Raw genomic sequence first — 18,508 nt, forward strand, 5'->3', positions numbered from 1 at the left:
TCCGGCTCAGTACCCCAGGGTTACCGCGACTTTCTCGTGGCCCAGTGGCCCCTGTTGGATGGCGACCGTCGAGATCCCGGGCGCGTCCTTCTCTCCGAGGAGCACGGCGCCGTACGCCGGGTCGCCCGAGGCGGCCACCACATAGCCGGCCACGGCCGGCCCCTTGTCCTTGGCCGGAACGCCGATCACCGTCGTCGTCCCCCCTGCAATGTCCACCGACTCGGCCTTGCCAAGCTTCCCGTCGGCCGTCACCGGGGTGTAGCTCACGGTGGCACGGCCGTCGGGGACGCCGAAACTCAGGAAGCGGACCCCGTTCCGGGGCACGGCCACGATGTGCTGGCTGCCCAGCCTGACGGCGGCCGGCGACCAGCCGAAGTCCATGGGCGCCGATTCGCGTGGGTTCCCGAGCAGGCGGGCGGCCGCGGCGAAAGGTACGTCGGAGGTTGCGCTCACCGTGTAGGTTCCCGCGGGCACCCCGGTCAGGGGAATCTCCGTGACCGCACCGGCCTTGGCGGTGACCGCTCCCCCGCCGGGCAGGGACTGCGGCCCGTTCGGCCCGTAAAGCTTGACGTCCAACACGGCGTCGGCCGCTCCGGGGACGGTGATCTCAAGGGCGGGAACGGCGTCGGCGAAACCACTCTTGCTGCTGAGCGCCTTGATGGTCTTGGGATCCTGGACCACCACGGCGGTCATGACCTGGGAGTCCGCGGGGGCCGCGCCGGGTGCGAGGTGCTCCACGCCGCCGGAAACGAGGCCCCGCAGCACGCTCTGCTGGACGGTCGCGGCCACGGGGCCGCCGCTGCTGCGCACGTGCAGGGAGAGGTTCCCTTCGTCCGCGGCGAGGCCGGCCAGGTTGATGGTGCGGCTGCTGCGCGGAGGAACGAGGAGCCCGCGGCTTCCAGGCGACTGGATCCGGCCCTTCGCGCCGAGGAGTTCCAGGTTGACCGTGGCCGGGGTCCCGGAGGCGTTGCTGAGGTTCAGCAGCGCCGTGCGGCCCAGGGTGGTGTCGGCGCCGAGGAGCCAGAAGTCGTTGGAGGGCTGCTGGCATTGGGCGGTGGCGAGGCCTCGCAGGTCGCCGTCCGACGCGGAATAGCTTCCGACGGCGGCCAGGGCGGCCTGCTGGTTGCCGCTGGGTTCGGCGTTGAGCACGGTGATCTTGCCCGCCGATTGCGCGACCGTGGCGGCTTTGAGGGCCGGCGGTCCGGGCGCGGGCGCAGGGGTTTCCTTCGGCGGTTCGGAGACGGTCCTGGCGCCGCTGCCGTCGAGGGCCGCCACCCGGCTTCCGGGCAAGGATCCCGTGGAGTCGCTCAGCACCAGGGCATCCAGGTTGTTCTTCGCGGTCCGGGAGACGGGGCTGAATTGGGCGTCGGTGCCGACGGTCCCCTCGGGCAGCACGGCCGGGCCGGGGCACACCATGGTGCTGCGGCCGGCTGGGACGTCCGACAGGCTGGCCTCCAGGGTCCGGCTGCCGGCCGGCCCGGGCAGGACCGCGGCGGCGGACACCACGCCGGCTCCCGCGGCAAGGAGGACGCCGGCCGACAGCAGGCCGGTGACGATTCCGCGGCGCTGCCGCCCCATGGCGGACTTCTCCGTGCCGGACTTCTTCTTGGCCGATGCCTTCTTCGTGGGTGCCTTCTTGGCGGGCTGCCGTGCTGCCGGGCCGGCCTGGGTGCTGTTGTCCTTAGACACTGCTTCGCTCCTTGGGGAGGGACTGCTCTTTCCGGCGCCGTTCCGGAATGGTCCGGGCGGGCTTCGGGCGCCGGGCGGGCATCGGAATGGCCAGGAGTGCGGTCAGTCCGATCACCACGACCTGCAGGACACCAAGCCAAAGCCCCCCGGGACTGACGTAGCGGACTTCGAGGTCACCGCCGCGTGCCGGCAACGTGAACGCCTGGGCCCACCCGGACGTGGTGGCGGTGAGGCGGCGCCCGTCCAGCCATGCGCTCCACCCGGTGTCGAAGCGTTCGGCGAGGACCAGCTTGCGCCCGGCAGCTCCGTCCGGAACGGTCGTGTCCACCCTGTTCCCCGACGACGGCAGCAGCGCCGTGACGGTGCCCTTTGTGTCGATGATCCGGGCCCGGTGTGCTGCCACGGCGTCCTTCGCCGCAGCATCGCTCAGCGGCGTGATCCGCCACAGCCACCCGGCGTCGGTCTGCCCGACGGCGACCAGTCCGGGAACGGCGTCGATCCTGTTCGCGGTCAGCTGCGCTGCGGCGTCGGTGGCTTTCAGGACCACGAAACCCGTGCCGAGCTGCTCCAGGGCCGGCCGCGGGTCCACCCCGGTGCCGGCAACGATGGTGGCGACGGCGGTCCGGATCGAGGCCGTGGCGGCGTCGTCCCCGCGGATCTGCTCTTTTCCGGGGGCACCGCTGATCTGCCGGGCCGCAGCGATCGTGGACAGCGAGTCGAGCGTGGTTCCGGCGCCGCGCATCAGGGCCGAGCCGTAGCCGCCCTGGTCGTCGGGCGTGATCACGAGCGTGTTGCTTTGCTCGGGGCCCTGGCCGTGGTCGACGGCGGTGGCCGGCAGCGTGCGGGCGGCCGCGGGATGCACCAAGGGCGCGGTGCCGAGTGCGTCACGGGAATACCCGGAGTCCGAATCAGGCAACGCGTTCTGCGTGGCCCACACCGTCATCCCGGCCAGCGGACCGGCCACCAGCAGCGCCGTCGTCAGGCCTGAGAACCAGGGAAGCACTGCGGCACGCGGGTTTCCCTCTGTCCGGCGGCGCGAACGGCCGGCGTAGCGGAGCAAGTTGTCCGCGCCGATCATGGCCGCGCCAAGCAGTGCGCATTCCGCGGCCGAGACGGCCGGGCCGCTGAAAGGGGTGACCAGGGTGTTGCCCGTGAGTGCCGTGGCAACGTGGGCGGAGGCCCAGGACCACGCCAGCATGAGGATCGCAGCAAGCCACAGCATGCGGGTCACCCGGGTCCGGCGGCCCGGGACGAAAAGCGCCGCGACGGCCAGGATCAGCAGCGGCGCTCCGACCAGCAAGGCGAGCAGCAGGGCCCACGGCACGCCGGAGGGACCGAACAGCGGAAGGTTCGCCAGACCGCCGTCGGGCGCGAACTCCAGTGGCTGGCCCAGCAGCTGCTGCCACAGCGGTGCTGCGTCCGACCCCAGCGGCACACCGGGGTCCGCCAGCAGGGCGCGCGGGCGGTCCAACACGGAGATGGCGAACGGCAGGAACAACATGGCGGCGGGCAGCAGCGCCCACCAGACGGTCCGTCCGCGGCGGCCCAGGAAGATCCCACAGAAGACGATCAACAGGGCAAACGGCAGGAACAAGGACGGCGCCGAGGCGGTCACGACGGCGAGCACCAGGCCCGCGGCGGCCGCGGCAGTCCAGGAGGGCGTGCCGTTGCTGCCGGGCTTCGCGGGGAGCGCCTTTACCGGCAGGGCCGAGGTGCTCTTGCCCGTTGCTGCCGCAGCCTGGCTGTGCTTGCCGGGCGCCGCAGCGCGGCCCCGGGCGGAGCCGGTGGCCCGGAGCAGGGCCAGGACCAGCAGGGGCATCATGACGTGGGCAAGGAGCGCCCCTGCGCGTCCCTGGTTCACGGCCACCTGCAGCGCCGGGGCAGCGGCCCAGAGCAGGGCTGCGATGAAGCGGAAACGGCGCAGGCCGGTCAAAGCGCCGGCGGCAAACCAGGCGCCGACCGCCGAAAGCGGCATGGCCAGCAGCAGCAGCCAGGACATTGCCGCGTTTCCGTCCCCGCCGCCGATCACGGACAGCAGCCAGAGCACGTAGTCGAAGGGATCGCCGCGGCCCGGCAGTCCGGCGCCGAGGCTGATCCACCAGCTGGAAGCAGTGCGCCAGATCGTGGCAGGATCCGCGGAGAGCGGAAGGAGTCCGCCGCCGGTGACCTTGGACGCGCCGAATACGCCCAGGAGTCCCGCCACGGATGCCGCGAGGGCGAGGAACGCGGCGGTGACGGCACCGGTGCCGATCCAGCCGCGGTCCTTGGTGGCGAGGGCGGCGAAGTCGTCGCCGGCGTCGCCGGTGGGCTCGCTGTTCATCAGGGAGGAGGACAGCCGCTCGGGCTGGAAGTCTTCGTCCTCGTCGACGCCCACGGCTTCGACCAGGGAGCGCCGGTGCGCCCAGACTTCCCGGCGGGAGGTTTGCAGGCCGCGGATCACGGAGCGGCGGACCTTGCGGGTCTGCGCGGCGGCCTGCCGGCCCCGGAACAGCGCTGCGGGCCGGGCCAGGGCGGCCACCGTGGCGCCCAGCTGGGACAGGCCACGGCCCGGCTCCTTGACCAGGATGCTCAGGACAAAACGAAGGACGCTGCCGAGCAGCGCCCCGGCCGCGTGCACCGGCACGGCCCACCCCGGGCAGTGTTTGAGCCGGAGGTGGATCTGCGCCTTCCGGGCGGCCGCCGGAGAGGCAAGGCCTTCCGGGCGCCCGTCCACGTGGAACATCCGGGCCGTGGGCACCACCACCACGCGGTTCCCGGCCAGCCAGTTGCGCCAGCAGAGGTCCACGTCGTCGCCGACGCCGGGCAGGGCAGGGTCGAAGCCCTGCAGCTGTTCCCACACGTCCCGGCGGACGAGCATTCCGGCGGAGTTCACCGCGAGGGTATCCGTGCGGCCGTCGTACTGGCCCTGGTCAAGTTCGTCGGCGTCGATGAGGGTCAGCCGCTCGGCCCAACGGCTGGTGGACAGGCCGGCGTCGATCAGGCGCCGCTCGGCGTCCCAGTCCAGTTGCTTGCAGCCGGCCACCGTGACGGATGGTGCGCGTTCGACGGCGTGCAGCAGTTCGGCGAGTGCGTTCGGTGCCGGGGCGGCGTCGTCGTGCAGGAGCCAGATCCATTCGGAGCCGGTTCCCTTCGCCGGCGCCAGGGACGCAAGGCCCTCCTTGACGGCACCGCCGAAGCCGGACTTCGGATGGCTTGAGGAGGTGACGTTGGCGTTGCCCAGTGCCTGCTCCAGCAATGTTGCCGAGTTGTCGTGCGAGCCTGTATCAACACCGATGGCGGCATCTGCCGGACGCGTCTGGTCCAACAGAGCCGCCAAGGTCCTGGGGAGATAGCTAGCACCGTTATGGGAGACCACAACGGCAGTAACGTGTACTGCTTCGAGAATCAGACTGCTCGCTTCCTCAACCGCCGGCGCTCCCGCTCGGAGAGACCGCCCCAGATGCCGAACCGTTCATCGTTGGCCAGCGCATACTCCAGGCACTGGGCGCGGACGTTGCACGCTCCGCAGACCTTCTTCGCGTCGCGGGTCGACCCGCCTTTTTCGGGGAAGAACGCCTCAGGGTCGGTCTGGGCGCAGAGCGCGTCGCCCTGCCACCCCAGTTCGCCCTCGTCGTCGAAGTCGTCGAGGCCCGGGAGTCCGATCCACACAGGCTGGGCGGGTGCGCCGGCCGGGCGGTGGAAATCCATGGGCGGGTCGTCGAGGCCGTCGGCGGAATCGTCCTCGCCGAGCAGGGCCTCGTTTTCGTGTGCTTCGTGTTCGGCCAGCAGGGCCGTTGCCTGGTCCTCGAGCGATTCCCGTGTCGCCTCGTGGTACCGTTCTGCCGCAGCAGGATCAGCAGGATCCACATACCAATCGCCCGGGACTTCCCTCGAGCGGTACTTCACCGACGCAATTTCTGCGACGGCTGCATCTTCCTGGATTCTCAACGCTTGCCCCATGGCGTCCCTCCTGATGTTGCAGCCGCTGCTTGAATGGTCAGGTACTCGGTTGTGTACGCAATAACTGCGCAGCGGCGATTGATTACTAATTACACGCGTGTAACTACCGGGGCGTCAAGCCGCGCCGGGATAATAATCACCACATGCCGCCTTGGTACGCCGCGCCACGCCCGGGAATTTTCCGCCACGATCCGCGCGACGACGGGAAAGCGGAAGCGAAATTCCACTTAGCCTGAACTTTCGCTGAATTTCCGCGGATGGCGGAATTCTCCGCACACCAATTTACTGCGGGTGCGTGGCGCAAATCACAGCACCGCGCGCCCGTCATCTTCCCGCGCGCCCCGGCCGGGCGCGTGGGAAGATTTAGCCATGAGCATCCCGGCAATGAACCTGATGACTGCGCTCCGCTCCGGCCACGCCACTTCGCCCCGCCTCACCTGGTACGGCCCCGATTCCGAACGGATCGAACTGTCCGGCCGTGTGCTGGACAACTGGGTGGCGAAGACTGCCAACCTCCTCCAGGACGAGCTCGACGCCGGTCCGGGGATTTCGCTGCGCCTGGAACTGCCGGCGCACTGGAAGTCCCTCGTGTGGGCGCTGGCTGCCTGGCAGCTGGGCATGGAACTGGTGCTCGACGGCGGCCCGGCGGACCTGCTCGCCACCTCCAGTCCCGGGGACAACGGGTCCGAAGACGCAGGCGACGGAGCCACCGCCGGTTTTGACGCCGTCGTCGCCGTCCCGCTGGCAGCGCTGGCCATGCGCTGGCCGGGGGCGCTGCCGCCCGGCGTCCTGGACTACGCGGCGGAGGTGCGCTCCCACGGCGATGTGTTCATGCCGTATTCGGAAGCGGAGCCGGGCTTGTCGGCGCTGCGCCTTCCCGGCCGCGGGTTCAGCCACGGGGAATTGCTGACAGGGTTCGCCACGGCGGGGCCGGCCGCCGGCGAAGGGGCACACGACGAAGGCTCCCGCATCCTGGTGCGCGCCGGCGACGGGCTGGATGCCGCATTGGCCGAGGCGCTGGGCTGCTGGGACCGGGGCGGCTCGATCGTGCTGGTCCACCCCGATGTCGAGGTGACCGAGCACCTCCTGCAGAACGAGCGCGTCAGCGGCGCTTGATGGATTCCGGGTCGCCGGCCTGGCCAGCTCCGGAGCTGTTGACCTCGGATTGACCGGCAATGGAAATGTCCGCTTCGCGCTGGGCCGCCAGGGCCTTGGATGCCTTGTGGTGGAGTTCGATGAGCTCGTGGTCGTGGGAGAACTCCGGCTCTTCATCGAGTTCCTGGTTGAACACCAGGAAGCGGTAGGCGAAGAAACGGACCACGGTGGCCACAAGGATGCCGAAGACGCCCGCGGCAAACAGCAGGTTCTTGTCGGTGATGTGCAGCCAATAGTTCGCAATGAAGGTGAACCCGGTGGAAATACCGATGCCGATGCCGTTGATAATGGCGAACATCACGAATTCCCGCAGCACATTGTCCTGCCGCCGGTGGCGGAAGGTCCAGAAACGGTTGGCAACCCAGGAGAAGATGGTGGCCAGGACTGCTCCGACGAAACGGGCCTTGGACGGACTGTCGGACATCGGGCCGTGCATCAGGTAGTACGTGAGCCCGTTGTCAATGACGAACGCCACACCGCCGACAGCGCCGAACTTGGCCACCTCGCGCCAAAAGAGCGAGGCAAAGCCGCGAATGCGATCTGCAAGTGTGGTGATCATGACCCTCCAAGGCCTGGTGAACTGGGGCCGACGGGCCGAACCACCATTTTAGCGCCGTTTCCTTGGCGCCGACTGCAGGGAATGCTGCCGCCCGCCGCTTTGCCGCCGCTTTCCGCGCGCTTTCCGGCCCCTTTCGCGCCCCCGAAAGGGTTCCCCGGGCGGCACGGAATCCCGCATCTGCCCTGCTGTTCGGTAGGCTGAACCCTGTGACTTTTCCTGTTATTGGCGTTGTTGGCGGCGGCCAGCTCGCACGAATGATGGCCCCGGCAGCAACTGCCCTCGGTTTCGAGCTCCGTGTTCTCGCCGAAGGCGAGGACGTCTCCGCGGCACGCGCGGTAGCCACGGCACCGGTGGGCGACTACAAGGACCTGGATGCACTCCTTGAGTTCGCCAAGGGCCTGGACGTGATGACCTTCGACCACGAGCACGTCCCCACCGACCACCTGCGGGCGCTCATCGACGCCGGCGTCAATGTCCAGCCGGGCCCGGACGCCCTGGTCCACGCCCAGGACAAGCTGGTGATGCGCGCGGCCATCGACCGCCTCGGCCTGCCCAACCCGGCCTGGGCGGCGGTGCGCACCATCGCCGAACTGGTGGACTTCGGCACGGAAACCGGCTGGCCCGTGGTCCTGAAGACCCCGCGCGGCGGGTACGACGGCAAGGGCGTGCGGATCGTGCACTCGCCCGCCGAGGCCGAGGAGACGGCCGGCTGGTTCGAGGCCATGAGCCCGCTGCTGGCCGAAGCGAAGGTCGACTTCAGCCGCGAACTGTCGGCCCTGGTGGCCAGGACCCCCGGCGGCGAATCCCGTGCCTGGCCGGTGGCCCACACCATCCAGGTGGACGGCGTCTGCGACGAGGTCATCGCGCCCGCGCAGGACATCCCCGTGGAGGTCGCCGCCGCCGCGGAGGAGGCCGCGCTGCGGATCGCCGAAGAACTCGGCGTCACCGGCGTGATGGCCGCGGAACTCTTCGAAACTCCGGGAGTCGGCGTCGGCTTCCTGATCAACGAGCTGGCCATGCGCCCGCACAACACGGGCCACTGGACCCAGGACGGATCCGTCACGAGCCAGTTCGAACAGCACCTGCGGGCCGTCCTGGACCTTCCGCTGGGCGCCACCGACGTGCTCGGTTCGGTTGCCGTGATGAAGAACTTCCTGGGCGGGGACAACGAGGACCTGTTCAGCGCCTACCCGCAGGCACTGGCCTACGAGCCTGCCGCGAAGGTGCATTGCTATGGCAAGTCCGTCCGGGCCGGGCGCAAGATCGGCCACGTCAACCTCGTGGGCGATTCCGTCTTCGAGATCGACAACCTCCGCCGCCGCGCCACCGTGGTGGCCGGCATCATCCGCGACGGCCGCGTGCCGGCAGAATTCCCCGAGGAGACCGCATGAGTGCACAGAACGCCGCCCCGATCGTAGGCCTCGTGATGGGCTCGGACTCCGACTGGCCCGTCATGGAAGCCGCCGCCGACGCCCTCGCCGAATTCGGCATCCCCTTCGAGGCCGACGTCGTCTCCGCGCACCGGATGCCCACCGAAATGATCCGCTACGGGCAGACAGCCCATGAGCGCGGCATCCGCGTCATCATCGCTGGCGCCGGCGGCGCCGCACACCTGCCGGGCATGCTCGCCTCCGTCACTCCCCTGCCGGTCATCGGCGTGCCCGTGCCGCTGAAGACCCTGGACGGCATGGACTCGCTGCTGTCCATCGTGCAGATGCCCGCCGGCGTCCCGGTGGCCACGGTCTCGATCGGCGGCGCACGCAACGCCGGCCTGCTCGCCGTGCGCATGCTGGCGTCCGGCAGCGACGACCTCGCCGCGCGCCTGCAGGGTGAGCTGCTCGAGTTCGCGCAGGAACTGAACAACGTGGCCTCGGCCAAGGGCGCCAAGCTGCGCGACAAGGTGGCAGAAGTCTTCTCCCAGGACAACGTCTCCGCCCGGAGCAGCCGCTAAGGGAGGCCGCGCCGATGACAAGGAGCCAGACGAGCAACCAGTCCAGCCCCAAGGAACACCACAACACAGCCGCACTCACCGACCCGGTCCGGTTTCCGGCCTCCGCGAGTGCGCCCGTGCGGACCAAGCGCGCCTTCGTCCTGCTCCTGATGACGCTGCTCCTGCCAGGCAGCGCGCAACTGGTGGCCGGTGACCGCAAGCTGGGGAGGATAGCCCTCCGGGTGACTTTCACGGTCTGGGCCCTGGCGCTGCTGACGCTGGCGTTGGCCCTGTTCAACCGCTCCCTGCTGCTGGTCCTGGTCACGCACCCGGTGGCGTCCCTGGTGCTGATCGTGCTCCTGCTCGCCCTCGCCGCCGGCTGGGCCCTGCTCTTCGTGAACACCTTCCGGATCATCCGGCCGGTGCTGCTGGCCCCCGGCATGCGGCCGATTGTCGCCGTCGCGCTGGTGCTCGCCCTGGTGATCGGCAGCGGATCCCTCAGCTACCTGGCGTACGTGCTGAACGTGGGCCGCAACGCCATCGGCAGCATCTTCGCCAACGGCCCGGCCTTGGAACCCGTGGACGGGCGCTACAACTTCCTCATGATGGGCGGCGATGCCGGCGACGGCCGCACCGGCCGGCGCCCGGACAGCCTCTCGGTGATGAGCGTCGACGCCGACACCGGGCAAAGCGCCATCATCTCGGTACCGCGCAACCTCCAGAACGCCCAGTTCAGCGAGGACTCCCCGATGCGCCGGATCTATCCCGACGGCTACAACTGCGGCAACGAATGCCTCATCAACGCCATCAACACCGAGGTGACCAACGAGTACACCGATCTCTACCCTGGCGTGGCCGATCCCGGTGCACAGGCCACCATGGAAGCGGTGTCCGGAAGCCTCGGCATCACCATCCAGGCCTACGTGGTGGTGGACATGGACGGCTTCTCCAAGCTGATCGACGCCATGGGCGGTATCCGGATCAAGGCCGGCGGCTGGGTACCCATCAGCGGCGGCATGCTCCCGGGCAGCGACAGCCGGCACGTCAAGCCCGACGGCTGGATCCCCGCCGGCGAACAGAAGCTCAACGGCTTCCAGGCCCAGTGGTACAGCCGCTCCCGGGAGAACGTGGACGACTTCGCCCGGATTTCCCGCCAGCAGTGCGTCCAGCAGGCCATGCTCAAGCAGCTGGATCCGGCCACGCTGCTGTCCAAGTTCGAAGCCATCGCCGACGCCGGCACCAAGGTGGTGGAATCCAACATCTCCTCCGCCCAGCTGGGCAGCTTCGTGGACCTGGCCATCAAGTCCAAGAGCCAGCCGGTCACCCGCCTGACCATCGGCCCGCCGGACTTCGATGCCGGGTTCTCCACCGTGCCGGACTTCAACGTCATCCATGAGCGCGTGCAGAAGCTGCTTGAGACAAAGCCGAGCCCCAAGGCCGGTGCGGTGCAGGAGGACTCCCTGGCCGGCGTCGGGCCGTCGGTCCCCGGGAGCGGCCCGCAGGCCGGCGGCGGCCCTGCGCAGGCGCCCGCCCAGGCGGCTTCGGCCCAGGCGGCGCCCGCCCAGGCCACCGCGGAGACAACGGACGACTTCACGCCCGTGACCACCCGCCCGGACGGCCAGCCGATCACGGCCGCCTACCTGAACTCGCTCTACGACATCCAGGACTATGCGACGCTTGAACTGCTGCTGGCGAACAACGGCCAGTGCCGCCCCCTGTAGTCTCTTCGTTTCAGCGTTAACCCCTTCAGCGACAAGGATTCCTGCCCGTGTACCAGCTTGAGAACGTGCTGCGCCCCTACGCCTGGGGGTCGACGACGGCGATCTCCGCCCTGTTGGGCACCACCGCCTCGGGCGGTCCGGAGGCGGAGTTGTGGATCGGCGCGCATCCCGGCTCGCCGTCGATCGCCAGCCGTCCCGGGGCCTCACCGCTTCCGCTGGACGCCCTGATCGCCGAGGACCCTGAGCATTTCCTGGGCGCGGCCAGCGTGGCGGAGTTCGGGCCGCGGCTGCCGTTCCTCGGCAAGCTGCTGGCCGCGGACAAGCCGCTCTCCCTGCAGGTCCATCCCAGCCTGGAGCAGTCCCGCGAGGGGTTCGCGCGCGAGAACGCAGCCGGCGTCGCCCAGGACGCGGCCGAACGCAATTACCGCGACGACAACCACAAGCCCGAGATGATCTTCGCCCTCACGCCGTTCCGGGCACTGTGCGGATTCCGTCCGGCAGCCGAGTCCCGGGCCATCTTCGAGCACCTGGCCGAACTGGTGGAGGCCACCGGTGCCGACACGTCCGTGCTCCGGAACGTGATCGCCGAGCTCTCCGGGCCGGATGAGTCCGAAGCGCTGAGGGGTGCCTTCAGCGCCCTCATCTCCGGCGGTGACGCCGTGGCCGAGGCGGTGGCCGCAGCAGGTGCCGCCGTCGATGCCGCCGACTTCGGTGCCGCCGGATCCCTGGACCCGCACGCCACCACGCTCACGGCCATGCTCGGCATCGGCAAGGAGTTCCCCGGCGACCCCGGTGTGCTGATTTCCCTGATGCTGAACCTTGTGTCGCTGGCCCCCGGCGAGGCGATGTACCTGCCGGCCGGCAACATCCACGCCTATATCAAGGGCCTGGGCGTGGAGGTCATGGCGAGCTCGGACAACGTGCTGCGCGGCGGACTCACGCCCAAGCACATCGACATTCCGGAGCTCATGAAGACGGTGGATTTCGCACCGATCGGCGTCCCGCGGGTGGAGGCAGCCACGTCCGAGTTCGGCCAGGAACTCTATGCGCCGCCGTTCCGTGAATTCCAGCTCCAGCGCATCGAGCTGGCTCCCGGCGCGGAACCGGTGCCGCTCGCGCAGTCCGGGCCCGCCGTCGTCGTGGTGGTTGCAGGTGCCATGCTGCTGGACTCCCCCAAGAGCGAACTGCGGCTGGAGCGTGGCGGCAGCGCCTTCGTGCCGGCGGCGGAGAACCCCGTCATGGTGCACGCGGTGTCCGGCGCTTCGGCGAGCAGCGTCGCGTTCGCCATCACCACGAGCCTGGAAAGCTGACCATGGAGTTTTTCCTGCAGAGCCCTGCATGGGCCGACGTCCAGCGTGCCCTCGGCCGGACCGTCCACGAAGAGTCCGGCCCGGGGTGGCGTTTCCTCGCTGTGGAGGAGAAGAACCCCGCGGGCAAGGTGCTCTACGCACCGTACGGGCCGGTGGCCGAGTCTGTTGAAGCGTTCGACGCCGCCCTGGCCGCCTTGCGCGGCATCGCCCGCCGCACCGGCGCCGTCTTCGTGCGGCTGGAGCCGGTGAGCGCGGGGTTCGGAGCGGAAGCGGCACCGGCACTGCTGCGGGCCCGCGGCATGCAGCCGGCACCGGCGAACCAGCAGCCGGAGCTGAGCTGGATTGTCGACCTCGACGGCGATTTCAAGGACGTCCTGGCCGGCATGAAGCCGACCAACCGCAACCTGTACCGGAACATCCACAAGAAGGGCGTCACATTCCGCTCTTCGCAGGATCCGGCCGAGATCTCCGTCCTGCTGGACTTCCTGCACATGACCGCCGCCCGCAACGGCTTCAAACCGCAAAGCGACGACTACCTCGGCACGGTGGCCCGGTCCCTGCTGCCGGCGGGGGCGGGAACCCTGTTCATCGCCGAACTCGAGGGCACGCCGATCGCGGCCGCATTCGCCTATGACTCGGCCGATACCCGCACCTACGCGCATGCCGCGCTGGACGATACCCACCGCAAGCTCAGCGCCGGCATTCCCCTGCTGGTCACCCTCATGGCCGATGCGAAGGAACGCGGACTGAAGCACGTGGACCTATGGGGCGTGGCACCCGAAGACGAGCCCGACCACAAATGGGCAGGGTTCACAGCGTTCAAGAAGTCCTTCGGCGGCCGTGAGGTGGCCTACCCGGGAACGTGGGACCTGCCGGTGAACAAGCTCCGCTACGGCGCCTACCAGCTGGCCCGCAAGATCCGGAACAAGCTGCGCTAATCCCGAGTCCCCGTGGCGCGAACGTACAGTTGAGGCCCGGAAAACGGCGTTTTCGGGGCCTCAACTGTACGTTCGCGCAGGCGTGTTCCCAGTGCCGCGCGGACTTTCTCCAGCAGGAACGGCCGTTCACCTTCAATGTCATCCTTGCCAACGCGGATCTCGCGCCAGCCCAAACGTTCGGTGGTTGCCTGCCGTTTGATGTCCCTGCGGTACTGTTCAGGATCACCGTGATGCTCCCCGTCATACTGAAGGGCAATCCGTTCCTCAGGGTATGCCGCGTCCGGCCACACCGCGGGCTGGCCCCACTCATTCCTGATGACGTGGTTCAAGACGGGTTCTCCGAGGCGGGACCTGGAAAGAACCAAGCGCATCCTGGTCTCCTGCGCCGAATCAGCGCCAACCCTGATTTCAGGAAGCGCCAGTCTGGCAGTCTTCATGCCCCTCATGCCGGGATGAGCTGCCACCACTCCACGCAGTTCCTCAATGGTTGCAGTAGCAACTTTTGGCCGGGGAAACTCAGCGCTGTGAGCCACAACCAAGGAGTCGCCCAGCGCTATCAGTTCGTCGACGTCCAGCAGCGCCGCAAGATCAAGCCAGGTGCGGGCCGGCGAGGTGACCCGGACGCCGTCGCGCATCACTACCTCCCCCGGAACGAAAGTCAACCGGTGACCGACTACATTGCGACGCCGGGGCTTGCCCTCGTCGCGGCCTCTTGCCACATGAATCCGCCAGTCGGTCTGCGCCCACGCCGGCAAACTGCCCTCCCAGACACGCGCAGCAGAATGGTGCGTCACCACTGACGAAGCGTCCAGGCCGGTGTAGGCACGAAGGTTGGCGGAAGGCTCGGAAGCGCCGTACAAGGGCACCCGTATTCCACGCGACGGGATGAAGACATCGGGCTGGCGGAGACGTTTCCGGCTGACTCCGAGCTCGTTCGCGAAGGTCGAAGTGAACGATCCAGTCTGCAATCCATCGGGCAGGGGCTTTCGTGGCATGCCTCAGTGTGGCCCACCAAGGAGCGCAGCAGGCGGTTATCCACAGGCCGTGGCGCCATCCCCGCGCGAACGTACAGTTGAGGCCCCGAATCCGAAGAATTCGGGGCCTCAACTGTACGTTCGCGCTCAAGGAAGAGCGGGGAGCCTTAGCTCTTGCGGGCGTAGCCTTCCCACTTGCTGGCGTGGTGCTCGGCGTCGACGAAGCGAACGGTGCCGGACTTGGAGCGCATCACGATCGACTGGGTGACCACGCGGTCCTTCTGGTAGCGGACGCCGCGGAGCAGGTCTCCGTCGGTGATGCCGGTGGCGGCGAAGTAGCAGTTGTCGCTGGTGACGAGGTCGTTGGTGGACAGCACGCGCTCGAGGTCGTGGCCGGCGTCGATGGCCTTCTGCTTCTCTTCGTCGCTGGTGGGCCACAGGCGGCCCTGGATCACACCGCCGAGGGACTTGATCGCGCACGCGGCGACGATGCCTTCCGGGGTGCCGCCGATGCCCATGAGGGCGTCGACGCCGGTTCCGGCACGGGCGGCGGCGATGGCACCGGCGACGTCGCCGTCCATGATGAACTTGGTGCGTGCGCCGGCTTCGCGGATTTCCTCGACCAGCGGACGGTGGCGGTCGCGGTCCAGGATCATGACGTTGAGCTGGTTGACCTTCACGCCCTTGGCCTTGGCGATGAGGTGCAGGTTCTGCTTGACCGGCAGGCGCAGGTCAACCATGTCGGCCGCTTCGGGGCCGGTGACCAGCTTCTCCATGTAGAACACGGCGGAGGGGTCGAACATGGAGCCGCGCTCGGCGACGGCAAGCACGGCGAGGGCGTTGTTGATGCCCAGTGCGGTCAGGCGGGTTCCGTCGATGGGGTCGACGGCGACGTCACACTCCGGACCCGTGCCGTCGCCTACGCGCTCACCGTTGAAGAGCATCGGGGCTTCGTCCTTTTCGCCTTCACCGATGACCACGACGCCGTTGAAATGGACGGAGTGAAGGAAGGAACGCATGGCGTCCACTGCGGCACCGTCAGCCTTGTTCTTGTCGCCGAAGCCCACCCAGTGGCCACCGGCGATGGCGGCGGCTTCGGTGACCCTTACGAGTTCCAGTGCGAGGTTGCGGTCCGGCTCATCGCTCCCGACGGCAAGGGCCGGGGAAATCGTGGAATACTGCTGGGACATTGCTGCTGAAGACACGTGAACCTCTTCTTCGATGACGATTCATGGACCGAACTCATGGGACGAAACTCATAGGATCCGAGCAGCCGCATTGGCGACTTCGTTGTTTCCCCTCGCATCGATCATAGTCTGGCGGCCACGGAGCGGCCATGTGGTGTCCACGCCGCGGGACGGGCATTCCCCCGCGGCCCCGGATGTGTATTCGGCGCACGGATAAGGGACTATTGAAGGGTGAGCGAAAAGCAAGACACCCCTGTTGCCGAGTCTGTATCCGACGCGAAGGCAACGGCCCCCCAGGATCCCGGCCAGCCCGCCGTCAAGCCGGTTATCGCGGCAAAAGCGGCCAAGCGGGCCAACGCCTCGGTGATCGGCATGGTGATCGCGCTCCTGGTGTGCGTCCTGGCGTTCCTGCCGATCGTGCTCATGAATCCGACGCCGAAGAGCGACGGCTACCGTCCCGACATCAACGTCGCTGCGATCGCAGCGAACGCCAAGGATGTGGCGGGATTCACACCGGTGGCCCCCGATGCGGGCGACACATTTCGTCCGAACTACGCCCGCTGGGAGTCGGGCACGGGCTCCGGCGTCCCCACCTGGGAGATCGGCTTCCTGACCCCCAAGGAGTCGTTCATCGGCCTGGTCCAGACCCGCAAAGCCAACCCCACCTGGCTCTTGCAGAAGACGGACAACGCCCCGGTGACCGGAAAACGGAACGCAGGAGGCCGGGACTGGGAACTGCGCGACGCCGGCAAGGGCAACCGCAGCATGGTGCTGGAATACCAGGGCACCACGATCATCCTGAGCGGCCCGGCAAGCATCGACGAGATGTCCACCCTGGCCGCCGCCGTCGTAAAGTCCGCCGACACAGTTTCACCCGCCCCGTCAGCCACCCCGTAAAGTAGCGGCGTGGCTACCTACCTGACTCCTGCACTTGCCTGGCGCCGTCTGCGCGAAGGAAACGAACGCTTCGTCGAAGGCGTTTCCCAGCACCCCAACCAGGACGCGTCCCGCCGTGCATCCCTGGTGGAGGACCAGCATCCCTTCGCGGTAATTTTCGGCTGCTCGGACTCCCGCCTCGCCGCTGAGATCATCTTCGACCTCGGCCTCGGCGACGCCTTCGTGGTGCGCACCGCCGGCCAGGTGATCGACGACGCCGTGCTCGGCTCGCTCGAATACAGCATCTCCCAGCTCCACGTCCCGCTCATCGTGATCCTCGGCCATGACAGCTGCGGTGCGGTGAACGCCACCAAGGCAGCCGTGGAGACCGGCGAGATGCCGGCCGGCTTCATCCGCGACCTCGTCGAACGCATCACCCCCTCGGTGCTGACCTCCATCCGCAACGAGCAGCACGACGTGAACGACATGGTGGTGGAGCACGTGAAGCAGACGGCGGCCCGCCTGGCCGACAGCTCGCGTGTGATCTCCGACGCAATCGAGGAAGGCCGCACGGCCGTCATCGGCCTCTCCTACAAGCTGGACGAGGGCCGCGCGGCGCTGGTTTCCGGAATCGGCCAGCTCTAGGAACGCCCGACGGCGGCCCGTCACGGGCCGCCGTAGCCTTCCGTTCGGGTTTCGGCTGGGGCGGCTGCCCGCAATAAGCTAGCCCCATGACTTCCACTCAAGAAACGAATGCTGAGTTCCGCATCGAGCACGACACCATGGGTGAAGTGCGCGTTCCCGTGAACGCTCTGTACCGCGCCCAGACGCAGCGCGCCGTGGAGAACTTCCCGATTTCCGGCAAGACCCTCGAGCGCACGCACATCGAGGCGCTGGCCCGCGTAAAGAAGGCTGCCGCACTGGCCAACGCCGAACTGGGGGTGCTCGACGGTGAGCTCGCCGAGGCTATCGCTGCCGCCGCCGATGAGGTTGCCGCCGGGAAGTACGACGGCGACTTCCCGATCGACGTCTTCCAGACCGGTTCGGGCACGTCCTCGAACATGAACACCAACGAAGTGATCGCGGAGCTCGCCACCCGTGCACTGGCCGCCAAGGGCAGCGACAAGGTTGTCCACCCGAACGACCACGTGAACGCCTCGCAGTCCTCCAACGACGTCTTCCCCACCTCGGTGCACGTCGCGGCCACCTCGGCATTCATCAACGACCTCAACCCGGCCCTCGAATACCTGGCCGCTTCCCTGGAGCGCAAGGCCGCGGAGTTCAAGGACATCGTCAAGTCCGGCCGCACCCACCTCATGGACGCCACCCCGGTCACCCTCGGCCAGGAATTCGGCGGCTACGCGGCACAGGTGCGCTACGGAATCGAGCGCATCAACGCCGCCCTCCCCCGCGTCGCCGAAGTCCCGCTCGGCGGCACCGCCGTCGGCACCGGCATCAACACCCCGGCTGGCTTCCCGGAGCGCGTGATCGAACTCCTTGCAGCAGACACCGGCCTGCCGCTGACCGAGGCCCGCGACCACTTCGAGGCCCAAGCCAACCGCGACGGCCTCATCGAAGGTTCCAGCCAGCTGCGCAACATCGCGATCTCCTTCATGAAGATCAACAACGACCTGCGCTGGATGGGCTCCGGCCCCAACACGGGCCTGGGCGAAATTGCCATCCCGGACCTGCAGCCGGGCTCCTCGATCATGCCGGGCAAGGTCAACCCGGTCATTTGCGAAGCGTCCATCATGGTGTGCGCCCAGGTCATCGGCAACGACACCGCCATCGCCTGGTCCGGCACCAACGGCGCCTTCGAGCTCAACGTCGGGATCCCGGTCATGGCCGCAAACCTGCTCGAGTCCATCCGCCTGCTGGCCAACACCAGTCGCGTCATGGCCGACAAGATGATCGACGGCATCACCGCCAACGTGGAGCGCGCCCGCTTCCTCGCCGAGGCTTCCCCGTCCATCGTGACCCCGCTGAACAAGTACATCGGGTACGAAAACGCCGCCAAGATCGCCAAGATCGCCGTCAAGGAGGGCCTGACCATCCGCCAGGCCACCGAGAAGCTCGGCTTCGTCGGCGAGGGCGAAGGCAAGGTCTCCGAGGCAGACCTGGACAAGGCCCTGGACGTCACCACTATGACGGCTCCGGCCCACAAGGCCTGACCTCCGCTTCAAACAGCACCAGTACGACGGCGGCCGGTACCTTCCGCACGGAAGGTACC

The 18,508-nt window shown here is 68.2% G+C and carries 15 protein-coding genes; 9 read left to right on the forward strand and 6 right to left on the reverse strand.

The window, feature by feature from the left end:
• Positions 1 to 6: 6 nt before the first annotated feature.
• Genes D3654_RS13260 through D3654_RS20830 form a run of 3 tightly spaced genes read right to left on the reverse strand, consistent with a single transcriptional unit; the run spans position 7 to position 5,628 of the window.
• Positions 7 to 1,689 (reverse strand): DUF5719 family protein, encoded by a 1,683-nt coding sequence (locus tag D3654_RS13260; protein ID WP_120521962.1) that lies wholly within the window; start codon positions 1,687 to 1,689, stop codon positions 7 to 9.
• A complete protein-coding gene (locus tag D3654_RS13265) occupies positions 1,682 to 5,044 on the reverse strand; it encodes a glycosyltransferase (RefSeq protein ID WP_120521963.1) in 3,363 nt (1,120 codons plus the stop codon). The genes D3654_RS13260 and D3654_RS13265 overlap by 8 nt, the downstream gene beginning before the upstream one ends.
• Before the next feature lie 29 nt (positions 5,045 to 5,073).
• Positions 5,074 to 5,628: a WhiB family transcriptional regulator gene (locus D3654_RS20830; RefSeq protein WP_120521964.1), complete on the reverse strand. Its 555-nt coding sequence runs from the start codon at positions 5,626 to 5,628 to the stop codon at positions 5,074 to 5,076.
• Between the two features lie 369 nt (positions 5,629 to 5,997).
• Here D3654_RS20830 and D3654_RS13275 point away from each other — a divergent pair, with 369 nt between their 5' ends.
• A complete protein-coding gene (locus D3654_RS13275; RefSeq protein ID WP_120521965.1) occupies positions 5,998 to 6,744 on the forward strand; it encodes a TIGR03089 family protein in 747 nt (248 codons plus the stop codon).
• Here D3654_RS13275 and D3654_RS13280 read toward each other — a convergent pair.
• The gene (locus tag D3654_RS13280) at positions 6,731 to 7,342 is read right to left on the reverse strand and encodes a GtrA family protein (protein WP_245413227.1); all 612 of its coding nucleotides are present in this window, start codon (positions 7,340 to 7,342) and stop codon (positions 6,731 to 6,733) included. The genes D3654_RS13275 and D3654_RS13280 overlap by 14 nt on opposite strands.
• Positions 7,343 to 7,596: 254 nt before the next feature.
• Between D3654_RS13280 and D3654_RS13285 the strand changes: the two genes are divergently transcribed.
• Genes D3654_RS13285 through D3654_RS13305 form a run of 5 tightly spaced genes read left to right on the forward strand, consistent with a single transcriptional unit; the run spans position 7,597 to position 13,241 of the window.
• Positions 7,597 to 8,733, forward strand: coding sequence for a 5-(carboxyamino)imidazole ribonucleotide synthase (locus D3654_RS13285; protein WP_245413228.1), 1,137 nt, complete (start codon positions 7,597 to 7,599; stop codon positions 8,731 to 8,733).
• The gene (gene purE / locus D3654_RS13290; RefSeq protein WP_120521967.1) at positions 8,730 to 9,293 is read left to right on the forward strand and encodes a 5-(carboxyamino)imidazole ribonucleotide mutase; all 564 of its coding nucleotides are present in this window, start codon (positions 8,730 to 8,732) and stop codon (positions 9,291 to 9,293) included. The genes D3654_RS13285 and purE overlap by 4 nt, the downstream gene beginning before the upstream one ends.
• Before the next feature lie 14 nt (positions 9,294 to 9,307).
• Positions 9,308 to 10,993: an LCP family protein gene (locus D3654_RS13295; RefSeq protein WP_120521968.1), complete on the forward strand. Its 1,686-nt coding sequence runs from the start codon at positions 9,308 to 9,310 to the stop codon at positions 10,991 to 10,993.
• A 47-nt stretch (positions 10,994 to 11,040) separates the two neighbouring features.
• A complete protein-coding gene (manA, locus tag D3654_RS13300) occupies positions 11,041 to 12,303 on the forward strand; it encodes a mannose-6-phosphate isomerase, class I (protein WP_120521969.1) in 1,263 nt (420 codons plus the stop codon).
• A 2-nt stretch (positions 12,304 to 12,305) separates the two neighbouring features.
• Positions 12,306 to 13,241: a lipid II:glycine glycyltransferase FemX gene (locus D3654_RS13305; RefSeq protein ID WP_120521970.1), complete on the forward strand. Its 936-nt coding sequence runs from the start codon at positions 12,306 to 12,308 to the stop codon at positions 13,239 to 13,241.
• On the opposite strand, the gene D3654_RS20675 is transcribed toward D3654_RS13305, so the two are convergent.
• Both D3654_RS20675 and glpX read right to left on the reverse strand, forming a co-directional pair.
• A complete protein-coding gene (locus D3654_RS20675; protein ID WP_205571804.1) occupies positions 13,238 to 13,876 on the reverse strand; it encodes an endonuclease domain-containing protein in 639 nt (212 codons plus the stop codon). The two genes, D3654_RS13305 and D3654_RS20675, sit on opposite strands and share 4 nt — an antisense overlap.
• A gap of 506 nt (positions 13,877 to 14,382) precedes the next feature.
• Positions 14,383 to 15,405 (reverse strand): class II fructose-bisphosphatase, encoded by a 1,023-nt coding sequence (gene glpX / locus D3654_RS13315; protein WP_205571807.1) that lies wholly within the window; start codon positions 15,403 to 15,405, stop codon positions 14,383 to 14,385.
• 228 nt (positions 15,406 to 15,633) lie between these two features.
• Here glpX and D3654_RS13320 point away from each other — a divergent pair, with 228 nt between their 5' ends.
• The 3 genes from D3654_RS13320 to D3654_RS13330 all read left to right on the forward strand — a co-directional run bounded on the left by D3654_RS13320 (position 15,634) and on the right by D3654_RS13330 (position 18,449).
• Complete coding sequence (locus tag D3654_RS13320; protein WP_120521971.1) at positions 15,634 to 16,299, forward strand: DUF4245 domain-containing protein; 666 nt, start codon at positions 15,634 to 15,636, stop codon at positions 16,297 to 16,299.
• A gap of 9 nt (positions 16,300 to 16,308) precedes the next feature.
• Positions 16,309 to 16,923, forward strand: coding sequence for a carbonic anhydrase (locus D3654_RS13325; RefSeq protein WP_120521972.1), 615 nt, complete (start codon positions 16,309 to 16,311; stop codon positions 16,921 to 16,923).
• Between the two features lie 86 nt (positions 16,924 to 17,009).
• Positions 17,010 to 18,449 carry a class II fumarate hydratase gene (locus D3654_RS13330; RefSeq protein ID WP_120521973.1) on the forward strand — a complete coding sequence of 480 codons (1,440 nt, stop codon included), beginning with the start codon at positions 17,010 to 17,012 and terminating at the stop codon, positions 18,447 to 18,449.
• The last annotated feature ends 59 nt before the right edge of the window (positions 18,450 to 18,508 follow it).

Origin of the sequence: Arthrobacter celericrescens, from assembly GCF_003614925.1 — a bacterium.
Lineage (GTDB): Bacteria > Actinomycetota > Actinomycetes > Actinomycetales > Micrococcaceae > Arthrobacter > Arthrobacter celericrescens.